This window comes from Paenibacillus woosongensis, assembly GCF_030122845.1.
Classification (GTDB): domain Bacteria; phylum Bacillota; class Bacilli; order Paenibacillales; family Paenibacillaceae; genus Fontibacillus; species Fontibacillus woosongensis_A.
Genome location: NZ_CP126084.1, coordinates 3,507,234 through 3,525,447 on the forward strand (window position 1 = coordinate 3,507,234; position 18,214 = coordinate 3,525,447).

The 18,214-nt window shown below is 50.2% G+C and carries 20 protein-coding genes; 4 read left to right on the plus strand and 16 right to left on the minus strand.

Features of this window, described 5'->3' with window-relative positions; genetic code table 11:
- Positions 1 to 109: 109 nt before the first annotated feature.
- The 3 genes from QNH46_RS16215 to QNH46_RS16225 form a co-directional block, all read right to left on the minus strand.
- Positions 110 to 493, minus strand: a complete 384-nt coding sequence (locus tag QNH46_RS16215) for a DUF3397 domain-containing protein (RefSeq protein ID WP_155610408.1) — start codon at positions 491 to 493, stop codon at positions 110 to 112.
- 67 nt (positions 494 to 560) lie between these two features.
- Positions 561 to 1,517, minus strand: a complete 957-nt coding sequence (locus QNH46_RS16220) for a ketopantoate reductase family protein (RefSeq protein WP_283925193.1) — start codon at positions 1,515 to 1,517, stop codon at positions 561 to 563.
- 114 nt (positions 1,518 to 1,631) lie between these two features.
- Complete coding sequence (locus QNH46_RS16225) at positions 1,632 to 2,285, minus strand: RsfA family transcriptional regulator (RefSeq protein WP_213590231.1); 654 nt, start codon at positions 2,283 to 2,285, stop codon at positions 1,632 to 1,634.
- A gap of 348 nt (positions 2,286 to 2,633) precedes the next feature.
- Between QNH46_RS16225 and QNH46_RS16230 the strand changes: the two genes are divergently transcribed.
- Together QNH46_RS16230 and QNH46_RS16235 are read left to right on the plus strand one after the other, a co-directional pair.
- Positions 2,634 to 2,870 carry a DUF2626 family protein gene (locus tag QNH46_RS16230; protein ID WP_110932156.1) on the plus strand — a complete coding sequence of 79 codons (237 nt, stop codon included), beginning with the start codon at positions 2,634 to 2,636 and terminating at the stop codon, positions 2,868 to 2,870.
- A 145-nt stretch (positions 2,871 to 3,015) separates the two neighbouring features.
- Positions 3,016 to 4,107 carry a coiled-coil domain-containing protein gene (locus tag QNH46_RS16235; RefSeq protein WP_283925194.1) on the plus strand — a complete coding sequence of 364 codons (1,092 nt, stop codon included), beginning with the start codon at positions 3,016 to 3,018 and terminating at the stop codon, positions 4,105 to 4,107.
- Positions 4,108 to 4,129: 22 nt separating this feature from the next.
- Here the strand turns inward: QNH46_RS16235 and QNH46_RS16240 are convergent, their stop codons facing one another.
- Positions 4,130 to 5,398, minus strand: a complete 1,269-nt coding sequence (locus QNH46_RS16240; RefSeq protein WP_283925195.1) for an ABC transporter substrate-binding protein — start codon at positions 5,396 to 5,398, stop codon at positions 4,130 to 4,132.
- Positions 5,399 to 5,560: 162 nt separating this feature from the next.
- Complete coding sequence (locus QNH46_RS16245) at positions 5,561 to 6,892, minus strand: PhoH family protein (protein ID WP_213590227.1); 1,332 nt, start codon at positions 6,890 to 6,892, stop codon at positions 5,561 to 5,563.
- 109 nt (positions 6,893 to 7,001) lie between these two features.
- Here QNH46_RS16245 and QNH46_RS16250 point away from each other — a divergent pair, with 109 nt between their 5' ends.
- A complete protein-coding gene (locus tag QNH46_RS16250) occupies positions 7,002 to 7,655 on the plus strand; it encodes a YhcN/YlaJ family sporulation lipoprotein (protein WP_283925196.1) in 654 nt (217 codons plus the stop codon).
- A gap of 40 nt (positions 7,656 to 7,695) precedes the next feature.
- Here the strand turns inward: QNH46_RS16250 and QNH46_RS16255 are convergent, their stop codons facing one another.
- From QNH46_RS16255 to QNH46_RS16280, 6 genes are all read right to left on the minus strand, one after another.
- Positions 7,696 to 8,148: a pyridoxamine 5'-phosphate oxidase family protein gene (locus tag QNH46_RS16255; RefSeq protein ID WP_213590223.1), complete on the minus strand. Its 453-nt coding sequence runs from the start codon at positions 8,146 to 8,148 to the stop codon at positions 7,696 to 7,698.
- Between the two features lie 70 nt (positions 8,149 to 8,218).
- On the minus strand, positions 8,219 to 9,307 hold the full coding sequence (locus QNH46_RS16260; RefSeq protein WP_283925197.1) for an LCP family protein: 1,089 nt from the start codon (positions 9,305 to 9,307) through the stop codon (positions 8,219 to 8,221).
- Positions 9,308 to 9,409: 102 nt separating this feature from the next.
- Positions 9,410 to 9,724 (minus strand): YlaH-like family protein, encoded by a 315-nt coding sequence (locus tag QNH46_RS16265; protein WP_213590219.1) that lies wholly within the window; start codon positions 9,722 to 9,724, stop codon positions 9,410 to 9,412.
- Positions 9,725 to 9,785: 61 nt separating this feature from the next.
- Positions 9,786 to 11,627 (minus strand): translational GTPase TypA, encoded by a 1,842-nt coding sequence (gene typA / locus QNH46_RS16270; RefSeq protein WP_213590217.1) that lies wholly within the window; start codon positions 11,625 to 11,627, stop codon positions 9,786 to 9,788.
- A gap of 156 nt (positions 11,628 to 11,783) precedes the next feature.
- Positions 11,784 to 12,281: a hypothetical protein gene (locus QNH46_RS16275; protein WP_213590216.1), complete on the minus strand. Its 498-nt coding sequence runs from the start codon at positions 12,279 to 12,281 to the stop codon at positions 11,784 to 11,786.
- Positions 12,282 to 12,380: 99 nt separating this feature from the next.
- A complete protein-coding gene (locus QNH46_RS16280) occupies positions 12,381 to 13,034 on the minus strand; it encodes a TerC family protein (RefSeq protein WP_213590215.1) in 654 nt (217 codons plus the stop codon).
- A gap of 124 nt (positions 13,035 to 13,158) precedes the next feature.
- Here QNH46_RS16280 and QNH46_RS16285 point away from each other — a divergent pair, with 124 nt between their 5' ends.
- A complete protein-coding gene (locus tag QNH46_RS16285; protein WP_283925198.1) occupies positions 13,159 to 13,887 on the plus strand; it encodes a TerC family protein in 729 nt (242 codons plus the stop codon).
- Between the two features lie 98 nt (positions 13,888 to 13,985).
- Here the strand turns inward: QNH46_RS16285 and thiI are convergent, their stop codons facing one another.
- From thiI to QNH46_RS16310, 5 genes are all read right to left on the minus strand, one after another.
- Positions 13,986 to 15,218, minus strand: a complete 1,233-nt coding sequence (gene thiI / locus QNH46_RS16290) for a tRNA uracil 4-sulfurtransferase ThiI (RefSeq protein WP_283928466.1) — start codon at positions 15,216 to 15,218, stop codon at positions 13,986 to 13,988.
- A gap of 4 nt (positions 15,219 to 15,222) precedes the next feature.
- Positions 15,223 to 16,374, minus strand: a complete 1,152-nt coding sequence (locus tag QNH46_RS16295; protein ID WP_283925199.1) for a cysteine desulfurase family protein — start codon at positions 16,372 to 16,374, stop codon at positions 15,223 to 15,225.
- Between the two features lie 172 nt (positions 16,375 to 16,546).
- Positions 16,547 to 17,290 carry a lytic transglycosylase domain-containing protein gene (locus tag QNH46_RS16300; protein ID WP_283925200.1) on the minus strand — a complete coding sequence of 248 codons (744 nt, stop codon included), beginning with the start codon at positions 17,288 to 17,290 and terminating at the stop codon, positions 16,547 to 16,549.
- Positions 17,291 to 17,450: 160 nt separating this feature from the next.
- Positions 17,451 to 17,849 (minus strand): hypothetical protein, encoded by a 399-nt coding sequence (locus tag QNH46_RS16305; RefSeq protein ID WP_244996367.1) that lies wholly within the window; start codon positions 17,847 to 17,849, stop codon positions 17,451 to 17,453.
- A gap of 35 nt (positions 17,850 to 17,884) precedes the next feature.
- Entirely contained in the window at positions 17,885 to 18,112 is a 228-nt protein-coding gene (locus tag QNH46_RS16310; protein WP_155610421.1) for a DUF1540 domain-containing protein, read from the minus strand.
- Positions 18,113 to 18,214: the final 102 nt, after the last annotated feature.

The following is an 18,214-nucleotide window of genomic DNA, read 5'->3' on the forward strand; positions in this document are numbered from 1 at the left end:
TACATTATTGGCTTCTGCTTATGGCATCAATTTTGCCGCTTTTGACCGCCAAATGTGTCAGCTTGTTGTCAGCTTGTGTAAAGGCTCCATCACACGCGTTTATGTAGACTCATGCTGTCCAAATATATGTAATAAAGCTGATTAGGAATAAGAGAACGTAAGCAACCCCCGTTCCGGCGAACGCGAGACGCCATACCGCACGAAGCAGCCGCTTGATATCCACTTTCCCTTTCAAGCGGTTTTGCGCGCCGCCGATAAGTCCGGCAGCAATGAGCAGAATCAGCACAATGAGGTAGAGTCCGAATCCGGATTTGAAAACAATGTTGAACAGGGCCGCAGCCGCTAGAATGAAAAATAGCGTCGATACGTCCATTGCAAGCAGCAGCGCCGCTTTCTTATCTTTTTTCAAGTAAAGATGAATGAAATAGACGAGCAAAAATGGAATAATTGGCACGATAGCGAGTATGGTCAAAGTATCACTTAACAGACTCATGGTTCCACCTCCTGCAAATATTTCAACAAATGGCATTTCCTCATTTAATTTGCCACAGTTCGGCTAATCACTTATGTAGTCCGCGAACGAGCCGCCATAACAATTCGTGGCCGGGAGCCGAAACACAGGCCTGTTTGGCCATTTCTGCGAGCCGGCCGTTAATATAGTCGATTTCCGTCGGCGTTCCTTGCAGTACGTCCTTCAGCATCGAGGAAGTATTGCTCGCCGTCAAGCGGCATACCTCCGCTACTAACTCGTAAGCATCCCCTTCGAAAGGAATGCCCCGGGCCGTGTATATCGCCGCCGCCTCATCGCAAAGCTGCTTCAGCAGCGCCCTGCGTTCTGCGGAATCCAATAGTTCGCCGTTGGGGATTCGCCAAATCGCAGTCAGCGGATTAATCACAGCATTAACAAGCAGTTTTCTATAAATTTCCCTATCGATGTGTTTCGACAGAAGTGCGTAAAATCCTGCCATATTAAGGGCATCAATTAATTTTTCTGCGGCATTTTTTGAGCATAAATCCGCTGATTCGCCGCTCTGTTCTGCCATGCCGATCGTGGTCGTCCCCTGCCCAGAACGGATGACCTGCCATGGGAAAGGACGCTTCGCTCCTTCGGTCGTAATAGCCGCATAAATCGGGGTGCCAGGAAAGCTTGCTGACAAATATTCCAAATGCCCGACTCCATTTTGAAAGCACAGGATATTCGTTTTAGGCCCAAGCAGTGGCTGCAGCCCTTTAACTAGGCTGCTGCAGATATGCCGTTGCTTCGTTACCAGCATAACCCAATCGGCATGTCCATCCGGTCGTGCCAAGCCGGCGGCATCTTGCAGTGGATGGGCGGCCGAAACTGCGAGGACGGCCGGAGCGCTTCCTTCTCCTTCCTGCAAAACGATACCCTTCTGAACCAGCAGCTCGGCCTGCTCCGCCGTTCTTGTCCAAAACCGGACCCCTTGACCAGAAGCAGCCAGTTTGCTTCCAAAGAGCAAACCGAGTGCGCCCGATCCAACGATCTCGAATTTCATCCTCTCCACCCTTTCCGCATTTCTGTTATTTCCTTTATACCAGACCTCGTCCCCACAACACAAAGAAATTCCGGCATCAAAATACCGGAATTTCTCAATTAGAGCTTAAAGGTGTTATTCGATTCGCTCCAGGTTGCCGTTCGCATCCATTTTGAATCTCGTCTTTAACTCTTCATCCTCTTCATTCAGAAATGCAAGCCGCCGCGCCCGGTCCATGATTTGAATCAGCGCTTTATAATCATCGTTTACCACCCTGTAATCGGTCTGTACTTCGTTGACCTGATCCGACAAACGCTCTTTCTCTTCACGCAGCACGGCCAGCTCTTCATCCTTCTCCCGAAGCTCTTTCTCAAGCTGCTTTACATATCGGTTCGTTTCCTGAACCGTATTCTTCCACCCCCGCAAAAACCGGATAACTGCATCGATGGAAATCGTTTCTTCCGTAACCCCTTCACTTTTATAGAGTCCTTCTTCCAGATCTACAGAAGCCAAAGAAGCGATCGAGGTTTGGCTGGCGATCGATCCCTGCTTTTTCATATAGTTCCGTTTCTGCCGCTGCGCCTTGGCAATGCCAATAGCCGCTTCGTACTTTTTACGGACACAGCTGTTCCAGCGGAAACCGCAAGCTGCTGCCGTTCTCCCAATTCGTTCCCCCACCTCTTCAAACGCAGTCAGTTGGGTACTCCCTTCGCGGATATGGCGCAAGGTTACCTCGGCCAGGATCAAGTCGTCCTCCGCGCTCCATGCATCTTGTCTCACAGCTGTCATGCTATAAAAACCTCCTAACGACATCCTAATATAACCGTCTTCCGGGCACGATTCCGGGCCGGTGTAATCGGTAAAAAAGCTTCATATTCCATCCTATGCCTCTCATAGAGTTCATAGAATCTATTTGATACTATTTTGTATGTCCAAAATAAAGGGCTGTCATACCTCGTTCGATAAAATGCGAAAAATTCTTAATCCGCAAACAACAATACTCCATAACATGAATCACTTGTCCGGGAATCAATCGTTAATCTTTGGTGACTTTTCGTTTACAGTTGTTAGGGTTACGGGTATAATGAGGTATAGAAAATTGGATGTCGCCGATACATACGAAAGGGGGACTTATTTGTGGCACGCATGTACCGCGTCCTTGGCTTCTTCACATTAACCATTGGACTTATGGCCTTTGCCGGTAACCATATCGAAATGGCCCTGCTATTTTTCCTGCAAACGGCTTTTTTCGTCATCTTTGGTTACTTGAAGTTTACGGAGAGAACGTATATCCTGCTGTTCTGGGGATACATGATCGTCGCTTTTACGGGCTTCAGTTACTGGACGATCTTCCAGATGGGACTGCCTCTCTAATCCATAGGTGTGCTGAACGAGTAGGATTAACTCACTCTTTCAATCAAGGGCGATTCGGCCAAGGCCGAGTCGCCTTTTTCATTAAGACTATTTCTTGTCCTGATATCATATATATTTATAGACCAACCCAAGGAGAGGAACGCTCTTGAACAGACGTCTCATATCCTTCTGCTCCTCCTGCTTGCTGGCAGCGTCGCTAGTTATAGTTCTAGTCTTCCCGTTAAACCATGCCCGTGCATTCCCATTATCGGAAGAGGAGCAGGAGATTTTGGAGAAGAGCTTGTCCATCATAGAAATTGACCGGGAGATTGCCCGAGTCGAAATGAAGCAGCAAGACACGGAACGTTCAATGCTTAACCTGTCCAAGGAGCTTGCCGGAAAAGAAGAGAAATTGCTGATCGCACAGGAACGTGCCGGCGCCCGGCTTAGAGCCTATTATATGGGGGAACGCGAGGATTTGCTTGCGGCTCTCCTGTCCGTAAACAGCTGGAAGGACTTCTTTACGGTACTAGATTACTACCAGTTGATCATGGAGCGGGATCGCGATGTGCTCACGGGCTACAGAAACGAGCTCGCCAAGCTGAACAAATCCCGGAAGCAGCTGGCGGCGATGGCCGATGAGCTGGCGCAAATGAAAGACGATCTGATGATGCAGCGTGAACGTGTGATAGAACTGCAGCGCAGCGTAGACGGAAAGCTTGGAGCGAGCGCCGATCCCATGCACCTGAGGGCGATGATCGAAGAGCTTACGGCTTATTGGGAAAATGTAGGGTTGCATGAGGTGCGCCGCTACTTCAAGGCTCTCGCTTCGGCGATGATGGATTTTCAAGACTTTCTGAAGGATCATCAAGACAGCCTGGTCTCGGAAAACGGAGGATATGTCCTCGTTATTCGTGAAGAGGATTTGAACGCCTTCCTGCGCGGCAAAAATGATCTGCTCAGCAATATGGCATTCCTTTTCGAAGAGGATAAAATTGTAGCTACGGGAAGCCGGGAAGGCCTTAATCTCCGGGTAGAAGGCCATTATACCGTAGAGGACGTTCCGCAGAACGCCATCGTGTTCCATGTGGATCGGCTCGTGTTCAACGGTCTGGAGCTGCCAGACACAACGCGCCTAGAGCTGGAGAAAGATTTTGATCTCGGATTTTATCCGCAAAAAATAGTTCCCTTCGTGAAAGCCGTCGAAGCAGACATTCAGAAGGGAACCTTGACCGTCAAGCTGAAGCTCTCTCTTTAGAGGGCTTCTTGCTTGCGCTTATTTATTTGTCGCGCCCAATCTGTGTGATTTCCTTGCCGTATTGCTCGAGGGTGAGCCGACTGTTCATGAAATCCGTCGTCAGGCGGGCGAACTGCTCCATTTGCTCGGGAAGAAGGCTGCCAACGGGCAACGCGTCCGGCTTGCTTCCCACCAGCGAGGCCGGAACCCATGCCGGTATTTTATTTCTTTCAAATTCAAAATACAACGATTTAAGGACAGGCAGATGCCCTGTAGTTTCATGCCACTCCCGCTGCCTGCCGGCTCCGGTCATTTCCTCGATCCACGCTCCTGCGGCTTCGGCATTTGGGCTCTTGGAGGAAACTACGAAGCTGCGCCCGTAGCTCCACATCGTAGTGCCCGTATTCCCCGAATCGGGTATGAATGCCTCCATTCGCGGATGCTGCCCGTCTCTGATCTGCGATGAACGGGTAAGGCAAATCGCCACCTCGCCATCATAAATGCGCTTCCAAACGTTTGACGCAGATTGGGCTTCCGTATCATAACGAAGCAAATAAGGGCGAAGTTCTTCGAGGTACCGAATGCCTCGCTGCATCCCCTCCGACATTTCAAACGGCGGGCTTCCTGCCGCCGCATTCCCGCCAAACTGCCAAAGCAAGGATAGAGCCGCGTAAGGTTCGCTAATATCCACCGCTAAAAGACTTGGGATGCGGCTCTGCTTCTTGAATGAGGATAAAAGCTTCTCCCAGTCGTCGGCCGATTGCGGAGGATGATCCAGCCCTAATTCCTTGATTAATGCGGGATTGTATGCGAATACATAAGGATCGGTATCAAAGGGGACTCCCCATAAGTAGCCATTCCATTCATTCTGGCCCAATGTTACGCTCAGTACCTCTCCTGATAAAGGGCTGGAGTAGTAGCGCTCAGCAGGCAGCAGATATCCGCTGGAAGCGAATTTCCGTATCCAGACATTGTCCAGCAGCAGAACATCCGGAGATTCCCCCAATTCGAACTGCTGCAGTAAATCGCGGTACGATTCACCGGATGGCAAATTCACCAGCTCTACCTGATCCGCAAACTGATTCATATATTCATAGTTCCATTGCTGCAGACGCAGAAATTCTCCTTCATTCATCTGTACAGCAACCCGAAAATGCCCCGGCTCCTGAACCTCTTTGGGGTTCGGAAGAGATACGGGCTCAGGAATGATGCCTTCCTCATTGCGAATAAGAGTCGACTGCTTACTTGGAGACAAGTTAATTAAAGCAAGTAAAAGGATCGCAAAAAGCACCCAATAATTTCTACGCTTCACACCTGTTCTTCCTCTCTGGCGTTCCGATCGCCGTCCGACATCCAATCAACCCTTATTGTAACAAATTACCTCATACTTTGTCCCCTACAAAACATGGCAAAAACCGCCGAAGCTAAGTCCGGCGGCTCATTTTTAGATATTTGTTCTCAGGAATATGCAAAATTACAGCAAATCTGCGGCGGCCTGAGCCAATTTGGATCGTTCCCCCTTTTCCAAGGTGATATGGCCGCTCAAGCTTTGTTCTTTGAAGCGTTCCACCAGATAAGTCAGACCATTGCTGGCGGAATCCAGATAGGGATGGTCGATTTGCTCAGGGTCACCAAGCAGTACAATTTTACTACCTTCTCCGACCCGCGACACGATGGTTTTCACCTCATGACGCGTCAAATTCTGGGCTTCATCCACAATAATGAACTGTCCTGGAATGGAGCGGCCTCGTATATAAGTCAGCGCCTCAACCTGTATGCTCCCGAGACCCATGAGGATCTTATCGATATCCCCCGATTTCTTCGTATCAAACAAATATTCCAGGTTATCATAAATAGGCTGCATCCATGGCCGAAGCTTCTCTTCTTTCTCTCCAGGCAGGTATCCGATATCCTTCCCCATCGGAACGACGGGACGGGCAATCAACAATTTCTTATATTTATGCTCATCCTCTACCTTCAGTAATCCGGCAGCCAGAGCAAGCAAGGTCTTTCCGGTGCCGGCTTTACCTGTAATAGTCACAAGCGGGATTTCGTCATTTAACAGCAGCTCAAGGGCCATCCGCTGCTGGGCATTGCGCGCGCTGATCCCCCAGACAGGTTCATTGCTGAGAAATAGCGGAGCAAGCTTTAGGCTATCCTCGCTAACCTTAAGCAGAGCTGATTTTCCACTGCCCATTTCATCCTTCAGGATAACGAATTCGTGTGGATACAGCGGATAGGTTAGTCCCAGCGGCTTGATGGGCAGAGAGCGGTAGGAATAAAACTCGTCAATTACGCCGGGATGTACTTTGACGGTGGAGTATCCGGCATACAGCTCGCTTGGGCCCGCTGTACGGTCGGAGAGGTAATCCTGGGCTGTTAGACCAAGTACGTCAGCCTTAATGCGGACAAGGACATCTTTGCTTACCAGCACGACTGTTTTAGAGGAGCCGAGCTCGGCTTCCTCGAGGTGGTAGTTAAGCGCGACAGCCAGAATCCGGTTATCGTTCGATATATCCCCGAACATCTCCTGTACTTTGGCGAAGCTGCGGTGGTTTAGCTCCACCTTCACCGTTCCGCCATTATGCAGCTTTACCCCGTCGTGGAGATGTCCTGTTTCGCGAAGTCCGTCAAGCAGCCTGGAGACTCCCCGTGCATTTCGGCCCAGTTCGTCAGCGTTCCTCTTCTTGGAGTCGATTTCCTCCAAGACGATGGCCGGAATGACGACCTCATGTTCCTCGAAGGCAAAAATCGCATTGGGATCATGCAGCAATACATTCGTATCCAATACAAATATCTTTTTCACAGTTATCCCCTCCACCGCTTGTCATTGCAGCCTATTTCATTTACATACATATTTCTTCCCGCTAGCGGGAAGCTTAAAGACAGACATTATTCCCGAAAGGACGATTAACATGCGAATATGGCTGTGTTTGTTACTGACGGCTATTCTTCTTGCAGGCTGTAATACAACATCACAAAAGGCATCACCCTCTCCCCAAGGTCAACCTAACAACAACCCGCGGGCTCAAAGCACCGCACCAGGCAATAAACCGGCGGCTCAAAACGCCGGCAACCAAAATCAAATTAATAAGCAAGCCCATCTGGAACAGCTCGTTAAGCGGGTGCCCGGTGTAAAGGGAGCTCACTGTGTTGTTTTGGGCAATACAGCCGTAGTCGGCATCGATGTCGACGGCAAGCTGGAAAGAGCCCGCGTGGGTAATATCAAGTACACTGTTGCCGAGGCTCTGAGCAAGGATCCGCATGGAGCCGGTGCGATTGTCACCGCAGATGTTGATTTGAACAACCGCCTTGCAGAAATCGGCTCCAAGATCAGGCAAGGACACCCTGTTTCCGGGTTTGCAACGGAGTTAGCCGATATTATCGGTCGAATCATGCCGCAAATGCCGAGGGATACCGTACCGAGAACCGAAAACGGTATCCAAGGCCGCAAGCCAGGGGCTTCGGTAAACCAGCCTTCCACGCAAAGCCATACCTATAAATCCAAAGCAAACCAGAACAAACAGAGAAATAACAACATGCAAATGGCTCCGCAAGGAAATCGATAGTTAGATGAGAACGAAAAAAAGCCCGGCGAAAAACAATTCGCTAGGCTTTTTTCATGGCTTCAAACACTTGCGCGTCCAGCATGTCCGCTGCACGCCGATCATAAACTTTATTGTACACGGGAGCAGCAACAAGCTGAGCTCCATAGAACAGAGCATTGCGAACCGCCTCGATATGCACGTCGAAGCAGCACATCTTGAAAGGAACCATTTCAAGCGGGTCTTGAGCTACGGCCGCTCTGCCGTTAATGGCATAGATTGTCCCTTCGCCAAAGACGGTAATCGTTACCTTCGGGTGAGCCTTGATATTGGCGACCAGCCGCGAACGATGGTCAAGAGCAAGGCGAAGCGTGGAATAATCCAGCGCATAGACCCAGGAAATCGCGCTTGAAGTCGGCCCGCCGGACTCGATATCGACGGTGCTCAATAATACAAACATCTCGGACTGGAAAGCAGTATATAAAGGTTCGGATAACTGCGTAACGATATCAGACATGAACCAGCCCTCCTATACAATCCTTCTATATGATTGTATTATAGCATGCTGCAAAACTTGCCTTCAATCATCAGTTGCCTGCCACCGCGGCCTCCGCATCCCCGGTCTCACCGGCTGCCGGCCTGTTGCCCGAGAGCTCATCCTTCAGAGCCTGCTTAGCCTGCTCAAACTCGTCCTTGTTCAAATAAACGTATGGGCTCTTCCATTGGCCGGTGACCGGCATGAACGCCACATTTTCCTTGGATATGTTCCAATAGGCTGAGATGATGTTCTTCATTTGTTGGGATTCCAGATCCGTCTCCATATTCTTGCCGACCGACTGGATCACCTTCCCGGCACCAAGCACACCGTCAAGCGATTTAGCCTGATCGATGAGGGCATGCAGCACTTCATTCTGGCGGCGGTTGCGGTCAAAGTCATCGGAAGCCTTCGTTCTTGGACTGCAGTTAGATTTGCGGTACCTGACGTAGCCGAGCGCATCCTCTCCTGATAAATGCTGCTGTCCCTTCTTCAGGTTGATGTTCGTATTATCCGCACGGTCGCGGTAGCACATATCCGCATCAACATTGATATCGACGCCGCCAAGCGCATCCACAACATCACGGAAGCCCTGGAAATTCAATACGGTGACGTAATCGATGTCCAGATCGAAATATTTGCTCATCATCGTTTTCATCTCATATTTGGCTGTAATTCCTGACTTCTTCTCCTGGACCAGAAAATTCGGATAATAAGCATTCAGTTTGTCAGGCTTGTATCCCTTAAGCTCCAGCAGCGTATCACGCGGCAGCGATACTACGGTAGCCGATTTTGTGTCGGGATTCATGGCGATGACCATCATCACGTCGGTAAGATGCGTCTTCGTCTCCGGACGGTAGTCCGTCCCCAAAAGCAGCATCGTCAGTGGTTTGACTTTGGCCGACTGCTGCGGCGCAACCTTCTGATCGGTTCCGGTCTCCTCAATGACCTGATCGATCGTGACGGACAAATAGCCGATGTACACGCCTACGCCGAGTGCCAGTACAATCATCAAGGTGAGCAGCGTTCGCAGAAATATCTGGAAGCCGCTGGCTTTCTTTTTCTTCTTGCGAGAGCCTTTTTTAGGTGACTTTCTATGGCTTTGCTCCCGAGGAGGCAGGCCACTACGTGTAGAACTCATGGATTAAAACACCTTTTTCATGTGAATTAGCAATTTGACCTACAATACTAAAAACGTATCTGCGCTTCAAATAGTTACAAGCCTAATCCCCGCTGCCGGTAATTACGGAGCATTTCCTCCGTCTCCCTCCACAGCGGATGAGCCGTTCTTCTTGTTCCGGCGCCCCTCCACAAAATAGCGGATGCGCACCATGAGCATAAGAGCAACTGCTACGAGAAGACACTGGATGATCGGCAGCTTGTCGATTTGAAAAATGAGCAGCATGAAAGAGCCGATCGCCATCAACACGTACAAGATGACTTCTTTCCATAAGGGCAGCTTCTGCTGGGCCCGAAACACCTTATTGTACACGAAAGTAACCAATACAAAAATGAGAATATACGCGATCACCGGGTGATCGGCAAACCATTGTTGCAACACAGTTCCCTCCTTCGAGGCAGTAGCATCGTTATAGTTTTCTTACAGCCTTACTTCACCATTATAAGTTGGCTTCAGACATTTTGCGATGTTTTTCGGCACGCTCTCGTTCGCTCTTATTCAAAATTTTCTTCCGCAAGCGAATGTTTTTGGGAGTAATCTCGCAATATTCGTCGTCGTTGAGGTATTCCAGCGCCTGCTCCAGGGAGAAAATCCGTGGCGTCTTCATCTTCACCGTTTCTTCTTTCGTCGCCGAACGAACGTTAGTCAGCTGCTTCTCTTTGCAAATATTCACGACGATATCATTGTCGCGGTTATGCTCTCCGACGATCATCCCTTCGTATATCTCCGAGCCGGGCTCGAGGAACAGCACGCCGCGATCTTCGATCGACAGAATGCCATACGTGGTCGACACGCCATTTTCGCTGGAAACGAGAACGCCCTGATGACGTCCTCCGACTTGTCCGCCAACGAACGGTCCATAGCTGTCAAACGCATGGTTCATGATGCCGTAACCTCGGGTGAGCGTGAGGAAATGCGTACCGTAACCGATCAGGCCCCGGGCAGGAATGAGGAACTCCAGGCGAACCTGTCCGTTGCCGCTATTGATCATGTTGACCATTTCCGCTTTGCGCGAACCCAGACTTTCCATAACCGTTCCCATATGCTCCTCCGGTACATCGATAAGCAGGCGTTCGATCGGCTCCATCTTAACTCCGTCGATTTCCTTCACGATCACTTCCGGCTTGGATACCTGAAGCTCATATCCCTCGCGGCGCATATTCTCTATCAGTATGCCGAGATGCAATTCTCCCCGTCCCGACACGATAAAGGCATCCGGGCTATCCGTCTCATCTACCCGGAGGGATACATCGGTCTCAAGTTCCTTCATCAGACGCTCGCGCAGCTTGCGGGAAGTAACCCATTTTCCTTCGCGGCCCGCAAACGGGCTATTGTTGACAAGGAAGGTCATCTGCAGAGTCGGCTCGTCGATTTTGAGCACCGGCAAGGCTTCCGGATGATTCGGGTCAGCGATCGTCTCGCCGATGTTGATATCTTTAATACCGGCAATCGCTACGATATCGCCTGCTCCGGCTTCATCGATTTCGACGCGGTTAAGGCCCTTGAAGCCGAACAGCTTCTCTATCCGGGCGGATTTTTTGCCGCCTTCGCGCGTCATGACCGCAACCGGCTGGCCTTGACGGATGACCCCGCGGTTAACCCGGCCAATCGCGATACGTCCTAAATATTCGTTATAATCCATCAGCGTTACAAGGAATTGCAGCGGCTCTTCCACGTTCTCCGTCGGCGCCGGAATATGATCGATAATCGTGTCATACAGCGCCTGCATATTGCTGTCCTGCTTCTCCGGATCCAAGCTGGAGGTGCCGTTCAAAGCGGATGCATACACGACGGGGAATTCCAGCTGTTCGTCATTGGCCTCAAGCTCGATGAACAAATCAAGCACCTCGTCGATGACTTCCGATGGGCGAGCGGCCGGACGGTCGATCTTATTCACGACAACAATCGGGGTAAGCTGATGCTCCAGCGCCTTGCTAAGCACGAATTTCGTCTGCGGCATGCAGCCTTCATAAGCGTCAACTACGAGCAGAACACCGTCTACCATCTTCATAATCCGTTCCACTTCTCCGCCAAAGTCGGCGTGTCCCGGCGTGTCGACGATATTGATCAAATAGTCTTTGTACGTAATTGCCGTATTCTTCGCCAAAATTGTAATGCCGCGCTCACGCTCCAAATCATTGTTGTCCATGACGCGCTCTTGTACAGTTTCATTATCGCGGTAAATGCCGGACTGCTGAAGCAGCTTGTCGACAAGCGTTGTTTTGCCATGATCGACGTGAGCAATAATGGCTATATTGCGAATATTGTTTCTATCATGCATAAGTTTTCTCCAAATCCTTTCATGTCTGCGTCTTTGCAGTAAATTGACATATACCGACTGGTCCACCCAAAGAAGCGCCGGACGAAAACTTCCGACGCTAATCTATCCTTAATATTATACGCAAAACCAGAATTAATTCAAGAACTTTCCAGAGATCTACCAGATTCGGCGGCTATCCCCGCGGTTCACAATCAGCCAGATCCCAGCAGCGATCATGATGATCGCCAGCAGATAAACAAAGGAAAAGGCGAACAGGCTCCAGCCCAGTAAGAAGATGGACGCAGCAGCGAGCACAATGGCCATCAACAGCATACCGCTCTGACGCTGCGGTGAATACGCATAATACTCAAACAAGCCTACGGCAATGCCAAGTATAAATGCCGGCCATAATCTGTAGAACAGGAACGTCCAGCCCCCAATAATGCCTATAAAGAACAAAATGGAGTATATGACAAGAATCCCCGCGGGCAGCAGCAATTCGGCAGAAGCTCTTCTGGAGATAACCCATATATGCAGCAGGATGCCGGGAACCAAGAGAATCAGCGGCCACAGCGCTTTTCCGAGAAAGCTGAATACTCCCCACTTCCCAAGCAAAATGATGACTCCCGCAGCTAGGATCAGTATGCCGGTCATAAGCTTGTTGTTGTCGGACATTCTGTCACTCACCTTCCAATTGACAATTACGGACAGGACTACCCTTTTTGTGCCATCCTTATTCCAGTTTATATGAAGAAGAGCGAAAACGCTACTCCCTCATGTCGCTTTATAATTGCCGATCCAACCGAACATAATAACAAGCGCAGCAAGAATGACCGGAATCCACCCGTGTACGGATGGCAGCATTTCTGTCAAAAAAACGCCTAATTTCGCATCCTTTATCAGCATTTCCCCGGCTGTATAACCTAATATGCCTGCACCGGCGAATGTCAATATTGGGAACCGCTGCAGCCATCCTGTAATGATATTACTTCCCCAAATCACAATGGGTATACTTATGGCAATGCCTATAATCAGTATCGCAAGATCTCCGTCAGCCAGAGCAGCAATCGCCAGTACATTGTCCAGACTCATGATAAAATCGGCCAACAGTATCGTTTGTATCGCCTTCCAAATCGTGTCCGCGTGACTTCTTGCCGAATCGTTATCCCGGTGGTGGAGCAGATTAAAAGCAATCGTACCTAGCAGCACTCCCCCAATGGCTTGAATATAGGGAATTTTGAGCAGAATCGTCGCCAGCCATGTCAGGATACAGCGCATCAGCACCGCGCCAAGCGCTCCCCACCATACGGCTTGCCTGCGCTGCTGAAGGGGAAGATTTCTGCTGGCCATGGCGATAACGACAGCATTGTCACCGCTAAGCACCAAATTAATAATAAGGATTTCGGTTAACAATATTACATGCTCCATAGGCTTATCCCTCCCATACACTTGTATGAGGGGATGTGCCAAGCTATACCCTTTCTTTTACAAAAACAACACTGGACAAAAACCATTTTTAGTGAATTAATAATAAAGTGCATGGCAAAAAATGATGGAAGAAGTGACCATAGTGGAACTATTTAGCGCTGCTTTTTTTATCGCATTAATTAATATTATATTCATCGATCTAATCCTGGCTGGAGACAATGCCATCGTCATAGGCATGGCCGCCAGAAAGCTGCCCGCACATATCCAGAAGAAAGCTATCCTGCTAGGTACGGGCGGAGCGGTTCTGCTCAGAATCGCCGCGACGCTTGTTGTCGTATGGCTGCTCAATATTCCTTGGCTGCTCGCCATAGGCGGAGCTATGCTGGTTTACATTGCCTATAAGGTGCTGGTCGATGAGAGCGGCCATGAAACGATAGATGCGAAGGAATCCCTCTGGCCTGCAGTAAGGACCATCGTTATTGCCGATGCAGCGATGGGACTCGATAATGTGATCGCCGTTGCCGGAGCCTCTCAGCGGCATATGATTCTTGTCGTCCTTGGCCTGCTGATCAGCGTCCCGATCGTCATCTGGGGCAGCACCCTTTTCATCAAGCTCTTAGGACGATTTCCCTGGATTGCTTATGTGGGCTCTGCCGTACTCGCCTATACCGCTTCCCACATGATCACGGAAGAGCCGCATTTGGAGCCGTTTTTTGCGGACAAGCCCGTGGTTAAATATGTGTTTATTGTCCTGACGATTTTAGGCGTCCTTGGCGCCGGCTATGCAGCAAAGCAAAGGCAGCGGCGGCGCGAGCAGAACAATAAACGCCCCTCGCGTCATGCTACACGCTAAGCTGGGATGACAAATAACAAGGCTGCCTCACCATATTAGTGAGGCAGCCTTGTTATTTGTTCCAGAATATAAACAGCTGCACCTAACCTTTGCCCCTCCTAAAACCACTTATCCTGTGCAACCGGCTCTCCTTGCGATCTTCTAATGACAGTTTCACCCGGTTTGATCACGATCGTCTCGGTCTTGCTGACCGCTTCTTTGATTTGCTCATCCAGTTGAGGCAGGGATGCCTCGATTTTCTCGATGATATGCAAATTCGGGTTCGTCGATGGGGACTTCGGCACAAACAGGGTACAGCAATCTTCATAAGGCAGGATAGATAATTCATAAGTACCAATTTGCTGCGCCAATCCGATAATTTCCTCTTTGTCGGTCGTCACTAACGGCCGAAGCATTGGCAGAGACGTAACCTTTCCGATAACGTTCATGCTGGCCAGCGTCTGGCTCGCAACCTGTCCGAGACTATCCCCTGTAACCAGAGCAAGTGCGCCGTTTCGCTCGGCCAAATTGGTGGCGATCCGCAGCATCGCCCGGCGCATGAGCGTAATCATGACGTTCTCATGATTGCCGCCAGCGAGCGTGGTCTGAATTTCTGTGAACGGCACGAGATGAAGCTTGATTTTTCCGTAATATCCGGACAGCACCTGAGCAAGATCGATAACCTTCTCCTCTGCCTTTTTGCTCGTATAAGGATAGCTGTGAAAATGCACGCATTCGATTTCCAATCCCCGGCGCATCGCAGCCCATCCGGCAACCGGACTGTCGATGCCTCCGGACAGCAGAAGCATCGCTTTCCCGTTCGTCCCCCGCGGAAACCCGCCCGCGGCTGGCACGACCTCGGAGAACAGGTAAGCCCCCTGCTCGCGAACCTCGATGCGAAGCTCAATTTCTGGATGGCGCACATCGACTTTTAAATGGGAGCACGACTTCAGGATCGGCGAGCTGATGATTTGGTTCATTTCCTGAGAAGATACTGGGAACTTCTTCCACACTCTTCTTGCATTGACCTTAAAGGTCGTTTCCTTGGCGACATTCATGCTCTCGACGAAGCTGACTGCCTGAGTAATAATCTCATCGATCTCGGCTGCCGCTACCTTGACTGGACTAATCGACGTAACGCCGAATACATTTTTCAGAACCTCGATAATTGGGGCTGCAGGCTCTCCGTTCAAGACGACATAAATCCGCCCGTATTCCTTCTTGATTTCGGTCGCCGGGTAAGCCTGCAGCAAATCTTGAACATGAGCTAAAGCAGCCTTTTCAAAACGAGAACGATTTCTGCCCTTAACGGTAATTTCCCCGAAACGGAGCAGAAGCATATCATATTGCAGCATTTTATCTGTTTCCACCTTTCACGATCTGCAGGCGCTCCATCGTACGCTTGACAGCGCCCAGCAATTGTCTGACATCCTCTTCGGTATGCTCTTCACCCAAGCTGATGCGGATCCCCGACAAAGCGCAATCCTTCCCTTTCTGCATAGCAAGCAGGACACGACTTGGTTCGCTTCGTTTGGAGGAGCAGGCGGACTGCGTAGAAACCAGGAAGCCCTCCTCCTCCAGCATATGAAGCATCGCCTCGGCCTTTATTCCCGGATAGGAGAAATGCACGATATGCGGCGCTCCATCGGGGCTGGAATTGACCACAAGGCCAGGCAAGCCTGCCAGTCCTTCATGGAGTTCGCGGCTCAGCTTGGACCAGTGCGAAGCAAGAGCAGGTTGGCGTTCCGCCGCCATTCTCATCGCCTTCGTCATACCAACAATGTACGGAATGTTCTCGGTACCGGAGCGCAGCCCTCCTTCCTGCCCACCGCCTGTCAGCAGCTGTGTCAGATGCACTCCTTCCCTGACATACAGGAGGCCGGTTCCTTTAGGCCCGCGGAATTTATGAGCCGATAGACTGTACAGGTCAATCCGGCTGTCCCGAATGGACAGCGGCAGCTTGCCGTATCCTTGAACGCCGTCAACATGGAAGAGGACCCGGGGATGACGGTCCTTCAAGGCTTTGCCGATTTCAGCGATCGGCTGAACCGCCCCAACCTCGTTATTGACATGCATGACGGACACAAGCACCGTGTTTTCGGTAACCGCTGCTAGGACATCCTCGGCCCGTACAGCACCGTTGGCCTGTACCGGCACATAAGTCACCTCGCACCCCTGCTGTTCCAGATGACTGCAGGTCTCATATACGGAAGCATGCTCTACCGTGGTCGTCACGATATGATTTCCACGCTGGCGGTACCGGGCCATTGCGCCCCTGATTGCCAAATTGTTGCTCTCCGTGGCTCCCGACGTAAACACGATTTCCCCCGGATTAACCTGAAGCGCATGCGCACACACTTCTCTGGCTTTGGATAACAGCTTCCCGCTGTCCTCCCCCATACGATGCAAGGAAGACGGGTTCCCAAAGTGCTGGGCCATCACTTCTCCAACGGTACGAATAACGTCTTCATAGGGCGGCGTAGTGGCTGCGTGATCAAAATACTTCATTTCATCCCCCCTAATGAACAATATAATCCTTGTCTATTGTAACGGATTCCTGACGATATCGTCATTGTCAAAAAAAAGACCAAATGGGAAATCGCAGCGAATCAGCGTTTTCTCAAATGATCTCTGACTTCTTGCTATAACGAATATAAGCCCAGCACTTGCCCGCAAGCCGCTAAGCCTGATACTTCAATTGAGCAGTTTCAATCTTTCTAATATAATTCTGCGTTTCCTTCGGGAGCAAGTGCAGCTTCTCCATCAATTCCTGGTCATTGCTGATACCAAGGCGCTGGACACGCCCAGGCCCTGCGTTATAAGCAGCCAACGCTGTCTTTACACCGCCGAAACGCTGAAGCTGATAGGACAGGTAGCGCGTGCCTCCGTCGATATTCTGGGCAGGATCAAACGGGTTACTTACGCCCAATCCTCTAGCTGTTCCATCCATGAGCTGCATCAGCCCTTTGGCTCCCGCAGAGGAGACCGCATTGGCATTAAAGGAGGATTCGGTCTCAATGACGGCCTTAATCAAGCTCTCCGCTACACCGTAAGCCCGGCTGGCACGGCTGATGAGCTCGTCGATATCCCTTCCCGCGCCTGTCGGTGCCGACAAACCAGTGATTGAACTAGAAGCTTCAACGGGAAGCGATGCCATGTCTGCATCACTGTATGTAGTTTGCCCGATAAAATACCATAAGGCATCCTCAAGCGAGCCCGGCAGCATCCCGCCGGCAGCAGGCATGCCGCCCTGCGCCAATGTCTGCTCCTGTCCTTCCGCTACCATCAATTCTTTCAGCAATATATCGAATAAAGAACCTTCACTTCCGGAAGAGGTTCTTTGAACAGAAGTGCCTTGAAGGTCGATATCATTCATCATTTGGAGCTGAATCAGCTGTCCCATCGTACGCGTATCGATTTCCATCTTGTTCTTAACTCCTCTTTCTCCCCATGGAATGCTATATCCTATATTTTACACTTGAAATGCGACAATAACCACCTTTTTTCGAAAAATTATTTCGTTTACATGAAAAGACCTTCGTCTGAATAGACGAAGGTCTGTGCCAATACGGAGAAAACTGGAATTAACGAGTAAAAGGAATCAAAAAGAAATAGCTGAGCGTAGCGATGGCGCCAAGGCCGATCGCCCAGGCTCCTGAGGTTTTGCTTCCCTGGCTGTAGGCGTAAAATCCCATAATTGCGGCAAGGGGCCCGAGCACAATTGACCAAACAAATAAAGATGCGATTCCCAAACCTACGCCAACATAGCCAACGGTTCGGCTTGCCGTGCCAGTATCTGCGCCTGCATCGTCCTGATCCGCTTCACGGTCTGTCCGGGAGCTTTCGTACGTTCTTGTGGGAGCAACCTCGGCGGAATATTCCTCCTCGTGTGTTCGGCGGGGATAGTCCACCCGCTTCGGATCGCCTGTCAGTTCTTCATCATCAAGGATATTCTCCACATAATCCTTATTCTCATCCGTCATCTTCTGCACCTCCAAAAGTATTATGACTTGCTTTGTTACGATGATTTCGGCTTAAACGTATGACAGCATGTAGCGGCGGATGAACTAGCGGTATCCTTATGCTCGCTATCAAAAGCTTCGCCTGCGAATTCCGCATTATATTTGCGGTCTGCATGCTTGTCGATATCGATCATGATCAGATCCGCATTGCAATAATTCTGCTCCCCCCAATAAGCGCAATTCGATACGCTGCATCTGACAATTGGTTTATTTTCATTTGGCATATTGATCACCTCGCATACATTTTCCCCCGACGGTATGCCGGATATGCGGCCGAATTTATGTCAAATCGATACAGAAGCTCAGGAATAAAATGAAGGCAAAAT

Coding starts and splice junctions, on each gene's coding strand:
- QNH46_RS16215 (WP_155610408.1), bottom strand. CDS start 493: ATGAGTCTGTTAAGTGATACTTTGACCATACTCGCTATCGTGCCAATT.
- QNH46_RS16220 (WP_283925193.1), bottom strand. CDS start 1,517: ATGAAATTCGAGATCGTTGGATCGGGCGCACTCGGTTTGCTCTTTGGA.
- QNH46_RS16225 (WP_213590231.1), bottom strand. CDS start 2,285: ATGACAGCTGTGAGACAAGATGCATGGAGCGCGGAGGACGACTTGATC.
- QNH46_RS16250 (WP_283925196.1), top strand. CDS start 7,002: ATGCGAATATGGCTGTGTTTGTTACTGACGGCTATTCTTCTTGCAGGC.
- QNH46_RS16255 (WP_213590223.1), bottom strand. CDS start 8,148: ATGTCTGATATCGTTACGCAGTTATCCGAACCTTTATATACTGCTTTC.
- QNH46_RS16260 (WP_283925197.1), bottom strand. CDS start 9,307: ATGAGTTCTACACGTAGTGGCCTGCCTCCTCGGGAGCAAAGCCATAGA.
- typA (WP_213590217.1), bottom strand. CDS start 11,627: ATGCATGATAGAAACAATATTCGCAATATAGCCATTATTGCTCACGTC.
- QNH46_RS16275 (WP_213590216.1), bottom strand. CDS start 12,281: ATGTCCGACAACAACAAGCTTATGACCGGCATACTGATCCTAGCTGCG.
- QNH46_RS16280 (WP_213590215.1), bottom strand. CDS start 13,034: ATGGAGCATGTAATATTGTTAACCGAAATCCTTATTATTAATTTGGTG.
- QNH46_RS16285 (WP_283925198.1), top strand. CDS start 13,159: ATGGAAGAAGTGACCATAGTGGAACTATTTAGCGCTGCTTTTTTTATC.
- QNH46_RS16295 (WP_283925199.1), bottom strand. CDS start 16,374: ATGAAGTATTTTGATCACGCAGCCACTACGCCGCCCTATGAAGACGTT.
- QNH46_RS16300 (WP_283925200.1), bottom strand. CDS start 17,290: ATGGAAATCGATACGCGTACGATGGGACAGCTGATTCAGCTCCAAATG.
- QNH46_RS16305 (WP_244996367.1), bottom strand. CDS start 17,849: ATGACGGATGAGAATAAGGATTATGTGGAGAATATCCTTGATGATGAA.
- QNH46_RS16310 (WP_155610421.1), bottom strand. CDS start 18,112: ATGCCAAATGAAAATAAACCAATTGTCAGATGCAGCGTATCGAATTGC.